General features: G+C 50.9%; 5 protein-coding genes. 3 read left to right on the top strand and 2 right to left on the bottom strand.

The window, feature by feature from the left end:
- Positions 1 to 388, bottom strand: a 388-nt coding sequence (locus RMSM_RS09040) for a sigma factor (protein ID WP_008694451.1), incomplete at its 3' end; no start/stop codon positions are given.
- 333 nt (positions 389 to 721) lie between these two features.
- Here RMSM_RS09040 and RMSM_RS43380 point away from each other — a divergent pair.
- The 3 genes from RMSM_RS43380 to RMSM_RS09020 all read left to right on the top strand — a co-directional run bounded on the left by RMSM_RS43380 (position 722) and on the right by RMSM_RS09020 (position 3,105).
- Complete coding sequence (locus RMSM_RS43380; RefSeq protein WP_040764931.1) at positions 722 to 922, top strand: type II secretion system protein; 201 nt, start codon at positions 722 to 724, stop codon at positions 920 to 922.
- A gap of 532 nt (positions 923 to 1,454) precedes the next feature.
- Positions 1,455 to 1,646, top strand: coding sequence for a hypothetical protein (locus tag RMSM_RS09025; protein ID WP_008694449.1), 192 nt, complete (start codon positions 1,455 to 1,457; stop codon positions 1,644 to 1,646).
- Positions 1,647 to 1,872: 226 nt separating this feature from the next.
- On the top strand, positions 1,873 to 3,105 hold the full coding sequence (locus RMSM_RS09020; RefSeq protein WP_040764930.1) for a DUF1559 domain-containing protein: 1,233 nt from the start codon (positions 1,873 to 1,875) through the stop codon (positions 3,103 to 3,105).
- A 108-nt stretch (positions 3,106 to 3,213) separates the two neighbouring features.
- On the opposite strand, the gene RMSM_RS09015 is transcribed toward RMSM_RS09020, so the two are convergent.
- A partial coding sequence (locus RMSM_RS09015) for a class I tRNA ligase family protein (protein WP_040764929.1) occupies positions 3,214 to 3,909 on the bottom strand: 696 nt, incomplete at its 5' end.

Below are 3,909 nucleotides of genomic sequence, written 5' to 3'. Positions count from 1 at the left end.
GTTCCTGTAAGCGCGACATGCAATCGCTTAAGTATCGAATGCGCTCTTCGGCATCCAGAGAATGTTTGTCCGAAGCGTATTCTTCTGCCAGTGTGAAAATAAGGTCTTCGTCAAGTACAAATCGGTCTCGCGCTAGTTTGCGACGATACGCCAGGACCTCAAATCGAGCGATCACGTACGCCCATTTGAGAAATCCAGATGGATCGTCAAGTTCATGAAACTTCTTCCACAGAACCGTACTGACGTTTTGCATCACCTCGTCAACGGAATCGCGATCACAAAGCAAAGTGAACAAAAACGCACGTAATCGACGTTCATTGGTGGTAAAAAGTTGAACAAAGTTTGCAACATCTACATCGCCCTCCGATCGGTCTCCTTTGTCGCTCATGGCCGATCCTAGGGAATTCTCACTGGTTTATTACTGCCGCTCAAACGAACTTCCGCCATTCGTTTTTTACTTTATACCGTTTTTTTTACTCCGGTATCGATGACCGCAATCTTCTGCATCGAAGTCTTCGACATCTAGCGGAACATTGATGTGATGAGTCGTTCTGCGGACGAACGCTTTTCAAAAAAACACAAATATCTTCTAGATTTTGTGGTGAGGTTCAGTCTGGGCGGCAGTAACTACTCAGAAACAAAAAGTGGTGAGAGCCCTTTCCAAGAGGCGTTTTGGGATTCGGATTCTATTTTCCTTTTCCTTTTTTTTGAGGCGAGTTAGATGTCATTTCATTTGGGCCGGCATGGTAAGTCGGGCTTCACCCTGGTGGAGCTGCTTGTTGTGATCGCCATCATCGGTGTGCTAGTGGGATTGTTGATGCCTGCGGCTTTTAGCTCGGTGTTGCTAACTGGATGCGGCCCCGATAACGGCACGACAGTCATGGAACCGACCGATGAGTTGCGTGATCTTCCCGAAAAATAGATTGCTGAAATCTCAACAACGCCATCGTATGTTTTGCGGTAACGTCCTTTGTTGGATGCGACGACGTGATTCCCGTTGTAAAGCAGGTAGGCAGGAATCATTGTGAAATCCCGTTAGCCGCTTGGGCGCAAGCCACGGTTGAATGTCGGAACCGTGGCTAGCGCCAAAGCGGCTAATCGAAGGAATGACTCCTGCCTAGCTGCTAAGGTCTTCCGACGAGCGTCCTCCTCGCACGCAGCGGTTGGTTGAGAAAAGCCGGAAAAGGACAGGACCGATCAGCGCTGCGCTGTAATGCATTGCTACACTCCTTCCTGTGTCGTCTTGGCATGGACTGTCTTGGATGCTTGCCATCGGATGCAAGCACCGAATTGTGCATTTGGACAAAGTCATCCTGAGGCTTTTAGGGGGCAGACAGAAAATGGAGTTAAGTCGAAATATTTTCTCGATTTGTGGGGGGACTAATTGTTGCAGCGGTAGTAAGAGAGTCAGCAACCGTCAGTTAACCCATTCTTAAAACGGTGAAGGACCTCCCATGAACAAACTTTTTCTTAGAACTACCGGCTTTGCGTTTCTTGCCTTGCTGATGACAAGCTGTTTAGCAGGCTGCGGCAATTCCAACTCGGATGCCGCTGTTGAACTGAGCGAAGATGATCCGTATCTCGTCGAGTCGGAAGAAGTTCTCAATTATGTTCCGGAGGACACTTCGGAATCATTTGTCCCTTAGAGTCCTGGTTCGTCCTTGATTCCGCAGCAATTTTCTCGCTTGTCATGCTAGAGAGTGTGCAATGAGATCTCTGTTTTGGCTTGCCTGTTCAATGGGCGTTTAATCCCAAGATCGGTCCGCGTTTTTTCTCTTTCTTTTTGCGACATCTATTTCTTTTGATGGCGAACTTCGTTTTCCATCACATCGCGTTCTCTCTTTTTCTGTTTTCGTTTTTCGAGGATTTCTAATGTCTATTCGACCCCATCGTCGGCCCAAGTCTGGTTTCACTTTGGTGGAACTGCTTGTTGTCATCGCCATTATTGGCGTGCTTGTCGGATTATTGTTGCCAGCGGTTCAAGCCGCTCGTGAAGCTGCACGCCGAATGTCTTGCAGTAACAATATGAAGCAACTGGGCCTGTCGCTTCATAATTATCACTCGGCATTCAATATGTTGCCGCCCTCGACCGGAGGCACCAACAGTTTTAAGGGCCCGACCCGGGACCCCGATTCGAATAATCCAGGAACGGTCGATGACTCGAAGCAGAATCGAGCCTATTTAAGCTGGGTGGTTGGGTTACTTCCTTATTTTGAACAACAAGCGTTGTGGGAACAGATTTCGAATCCCTTGGTTGTGGGCAGTTCGAGTTGGCCGCCGATGGGACCGTCACCCGAGCGAAGTTCGGCCTATCCACCTTTTCGTGCTAAAGTTGCAGCGTTGCGTTGTCCTTCGGATCCCGGCATATCGGGTGATGGCGATCGTGGACGAACCAACTACGCATGTTGTGTAGGTGACAGTTCCATCGTACCCAACTGGTCCTATGGCAATGGGATTGCTGTGTCGGCACACCGCGGTGTGTTTCGTCCTTTCAAACCGCTTCGCTTTCGTGATGTCCTCGACGGACTTGCGAACACCATTGCGCTCGGTGAAATCGCGACGAGCCTCGACGACTTGGAAATCAAAGGTGGAGTACGAGCAGGGATCAGTTCGGGAGGGATGTACGCTGACCCCTTCTCCACTTGCTTTGGAAACACCTCAAGCGTAATCGATCCCGCACGCCCTCAGTTCTACCGAAATCAAACTTACTGGACGGGGTCGACAGGTAACCTGTCACGCCGCGGCCATATTTGGGCTTCAGGAACGCTGGCACGTAGTGGATTCAACACTATCGCGCCACCGAACCGCCCCAGTTGCAGTGGCGGATCAGGCAATCCTCGAAACTTCCCCAACAGTGTCGCTAACGGTAACGGTGTCTTCACCGCCGGCAGCCAACACCAAGGTGGTGTTCATGTCGTGATGGCCGATGGTGCGGTTAAGTTCATCACGGACAGCATTGAGTCAGGTGACAAAGATGGCGAAACCGTAGGACGAACCATTGATACCAGTTCGAGCTTTAGTCCTCCGGGAAGCAAGAGCCCCTATGGATTGTGGGGAGCACTCGGTACACGTGCTTCGAAAGAAGTCATTGACGGCGAATTCTAAACGTTACCGTGTTTAGATCCGCGAGAACAAAAACAAAGCGGGCGACGTGAGTGTCGCCCGCTTTTTTCATTGACTCGTTCCGCTTTTTTTCGAATCGTAGCGGTTTGGCTATTTGACGACCAAATTCACCAAGCGCCCAGGGACAACGATTTGTTTGACAACCGTCTTGCCCGTTAACTGCTCACTCACTTTGGGATCGGCCAACGCGATTTCGATCAATTGATCCTTGTTTGCATCCGGTGCCACGTTGATTTTGGCTTTGATCTTTCCGTTGATCTGGACGGGGATCTCGATGCTGCTTTCGACCAGTGCGGCTTCGTCCCAATCCGGCCACGCGGCCTTGGCAACACAGCCTTCGCCGCCCAGTAGCATCCACAATTCTTCGGCCAAGTGCGGTGCGTAGGGCGACAACAGAATCAAGAAAGTCTTCATCGCTTCACGCGGACGTTTCTCGCAGCGAGTAAAGAAGTTCGTGAACTCCATCATCCGAGCGATGGCGGTATTAAAACTCATCGCTTCGGTGTCTTCGGTAACTTTGCGGATCGTTTGGTGCAGCGTTCGCAATTGGTCTTCATCACACGCATCGTCGGTGATCGCATCGCACAACACGACTTCGTCCGCGTCCTGATCGATGATCATTCGCCAGACGCGGTCCAAGAAATTGCGGACTCCGCCGACACCGTCCATCGACCATGGTTTGGTCGCTTCGAGCGGTCCCATGAACATTTCGTACAATCGCAGCGCGTCCGCCCCGTAATCCCGTACGACGGCGTCGGGGTTGACGACGTTGCCACGACTCTTAGA

The sequence above is a fragment of the Rhodopirellula maiorica SM1 genome (assembly GCF_000346295.1).
Classification (GTDB): domain Bacteria; phylum Planctomycetota; class Planctomycetia; order Pirellulales; family Pirellulaceae; genus Novipirellula; species Novipirellula maiorica.
The sequence above is the reverse complement of the archived record's forward strand: the minus strand, read 5'-3'. Positions and strand labels throughout refer to the sequence as shown.